At 55.2% G+C, this 3230-nt stretch carries 4 protein-coding genes; all 4 read left to right on the top strand.

All coding sequences use genetic code 11. The features are described from left to right. Positions 1–162 precede the first annotated feature (162 nt). On the top strand, positions 163–1314 hold the full coding sequence (locus PYK22_RS17095) for a peptidoglycan DD-metalloendopeptidase family protein (RefSeq protein WP_162199877.1): 1152 nt from the start codon (positions 163–165) through the stop codon (positions 1312–1314). 42 nt (positions 1315–1356) lie between these two features. After that, positions 1357–1947, top strand: a complete 591-nt coding sequence (locus PYK22_RS16095) for a hypothetical protein (protein ID WP_041979507.1) — start codon at positions 1357–1359, stop codon at positions 1945–1947. A 148-nt stretch (positions 1948–2095) separates the two neighbouring features. Next, a complete protein-coding gene (locus tag PYK22_RS17705) occupies positions 2096–2287 on the top strand; it encodes a hypothetical protein (protein ID WP_157770945.1) in 192 nt (63 codons plus the stop codon). 4 nt (positions 2288–2291) lie between these two features. Beyond that, the coding region (locus PYK22_RS16090) for an RHS repeat domain-containing protein (protein ID WP_041979504.1) at positions 2292–3230 on the top strand (939 nt) is incomplete at its 3' end.

Below are 3230 nucleotides of genomic sequence, written 5' to 3'. Positions count from 1 at the left end.
AGTTACGTTGGGAATCGGGTCGTTGGGTTAGGGTACGATGGAGCAGGGGACTTGGTGGACGACGGGCGGCAGCAGTATGGGTATGATGCGGGAGGGCGGCAGGCGTGGGCGCAAGGGAGCGGGTATCGGTTAGAGCAGAGGTACGATGGAGATGGGTTACGAGTGAAGAAGAACGACAATGGGGATGTCGTTTACTACATCCGGTCGAGCGTGTTGGGCGGGCAAGTGGTGGCTGAGATAAGGAACTGGGGATATGGCTGGAGTTGGAGTCGTGGGTATGTCTATTGGCCTGGTGGGGAGTTGCTGGCGATTCAAGCCGGGGGAGTGAAGTGGGTGCACCGGGATCCGGTGGTGAAGAGTCAGCGGTTGACGGACGAGGCGGGGAGTGTGGTGGCGGTGGTGGAGTTGGATCCGTGGGGCGGGGAGACGGACAGAAGTGTGAACCAGAGGCAGCAGCCGTACCTGTACACGACGTATGAGCGGGATGGGGACGGAGTGGATCAGGCGCTGATGAGGAGTTACCACGGGTGGTGGACGAGGTTCAACGAGCCGGATCCATGGGAAGGGAGTTATGACCTGACGGATCCGCAGTCGTTCAACCGGTATGCTTACGTCAGGAATGATCCGGTGAATTACGTCGATCCAGATGGGTTGTTTGCGCTAAACAGGGAATACTTCGAGGCGATGGAGGCGTTATGGGAGTTGTGGCTGTTCGGGATGCAAATGAACCAGCGGTTGCTGCCGCCGTTGGTTGATGGGGCGCCGTTCATTCCGGCAGAGATTGGTTCGTTACAGAACCTGATTGATGTTAGCAGGTTGGGGGATCCACCGCGACCACATTGTGGGGTGAATCCGGTGACTGGCCAGCCTGGTTTCAACCGTGAGCCTATCGGCCAGCCCGGGCACTTGCGCGATCCAAGGGGCGGAGAGGGTCAATGGCAGGCAAGGAGAGCAAGTCGCAACGGGAGGGTAAGGCGACATCTGGGATTAGACATTGCAGGCGAGGAGAACGTATCCCCGATATATGCTAATCGTTCAGGTAGGGTTATCTACTCAGGCATGCGGACTGATCCCGCGGGGAGAGCGTATGGCAACCTCATCATCATTGATCATGGCGATGGAGTACAAACTCGTTATGCTCACAATGCTAGGAACTTGGTTAGAGAAGGAGAGGATGTTACCCAAGGACAGCAAATAGGTGTAGTTGGTGCTACTGGCAACGCGAGAGGTCTACCGTCACATGTGCATTTTGAAGTATGGGTGAACGGTGAGCGTCGTGATCCAGAGCGGTACCTCAATTCTTTCTGTCCTTAGGGGATATTTGAAGCGTTTCTCCGTTTAGGGAGGGAAAAGGTCATGATTAAGGATCTGTTGATAATGTGCCTGTTTTTTACTCAGCAATTGGTATCACAGGAAAGCCGAGCGATCATGAGACAGGGAGCGGCACAGTGCTTAGCAAGCACGAGCAAGGAGAAAATATCGTGGAAACCAGCAACGTACCGAGGATTGGTGGTGGGCAGGTCTAAGCTGGCCGACCTGCTGCGTGTGTTGGGCCAGCCGACCGAAATCGAGAGAGTCTCCGATGGAACTTATGCCGAGGTTTGGTTCAAGTACAGAAGAAGAGGAGATTTTGGTGGGGATCTTGTAGTTGTTCTAGACGAGCAGCATGATGTCATCAAAAGTGTGGTAGAGAAGCCAGAGGGGATAGGGGTGGAGGAAGTGACCAGACGTTTGGGCGATGATTGCGTTATGACGAGGTATGATTTTGATGATTGTTTGGGCGATGGTGAATCCAGTCCGTTATACGAGTCAAAGAGAGGGCCTGTTGAGGTAATAGAGTACCGCGATCGTGGTATTGCGATCTTTTACAACTATGAGAGGGTAGTTGACAGTATCGAGTATGTAAGTGGGCCCATCGGGACTAAGTCTTCGCGGTGCGTGAGGTAGGCTGGTCAGCGGTTTCAAAAGTAAGGTAGGGGTCACAATAGTATTCCGTTACGGAGATTGCGGAGCAAGGGTCAGCAGGCAGGCACGATGGGGCCGATCCGGACATTGCGGCTTTGGAACGATGGGGACGGGTTGCGGGTGAAGAAGAATGACAACGGGGGAGGTGGTCTATTACATCCGGTCGAGCGTGTTGGGCGGGCAAGTGGTGGCTGAGGTGAGGAACTGGGGATATGGCTGGAGTTGGAGCAGGGGGTATGTCTATTGGCCTGGTGGGGAGCTATTGGCGGTGCAGCAGGGCGGGGTGAGATGGGTGCACCGAGATCCAGTGGTGAAGAGGTGAGCGGTTGACGGACGAAGCGGGGAATGTGGTGGCGGTGGTGGAGTTGGATCCGTGGGGCGGAGAGACAGAGAGGAGCGAGAACCCACGGTATCATCCGTATGTGTATGGGGGGTATGAGCGGGATGGGAATTGGAGCGATCAGGCGCTGATGAGGAGTTACCACGGGTGGTGGACGCGGTTCAACGAGCCAGATCCATGGGAAGGGAGCTATGACTTGACGGATCCGCAATCGTTCAACCGGTACAGCTATGTGCAGAACGATCCGGTGAACTTTGTGGATCCTACTGGGTTGTTTGCGCTAAACAGGGAATACTTCGAGGCGATGGAGGCGTTATGGGAGTTATGGATGTTTGGGATGCAGATGGATCAGCGGTTGCTGCCGCCGTTGGTTGATGGGCCGCCGGAGTTGCCAGCAGCTACACTGCCGCAGAATCCAGTCGATGTGAGCAAACTTGGTGAACCGCCACGATGCAGTTTCCCTAGCTTTAGTCAACTTAGTGCCGCGCAGCAGGCGTTACTGAATAGTATCCCTGACGGACTAGGCGCGGCCTTCTATAATGGCTTGTCCGAGGCGCAACGGGCTAGCTTCCTTAACCTTACAGGTGCTCTTGCTGCAGCGGGTATAATCACCAGCGGTTTAATGTTGGCAGAAGTCAAACCGGATCGTTTGCTTTTTGCGGCTGGAACAACAACGAATCTTCGTCGCAGCTTTGAGGCGGCGGTTGCAGCGGGTCGATTCGTCAATTCACCGCCAGCCGAGAGCGAGCATCCTGGGATGAGCGAGTGGGGAGGGCGGCAGCGCCGAGCTTTCTACGCATTGCAGATTGGAGGTGGGCGTGGGGGTGCGTTTGTTGACATTGACATAGGTAATCCACAGATGGGGGTGTTGCCAGCTTTGGTGCATGGGGTTGAGGTGTTCTACAACAAGGTGAGTAAGAGTGTG

This window comes from Pyrinomonas methylaliphatogenes (assembly GCF_000820845.2).
Classification (GTDB): Bacteria; Acidobacteriota; Blastocatellia; order Pyrinomonadales; family Pyrinomonadaceae; genus Pyrinomonas; species Pyrinomonas methylaliphatogenes.
The sequence above is the reverse complement of the archived record's forward strand: the minus strand, read 5'-3'. Positions and strand labels throughout refer to the sequence as shown.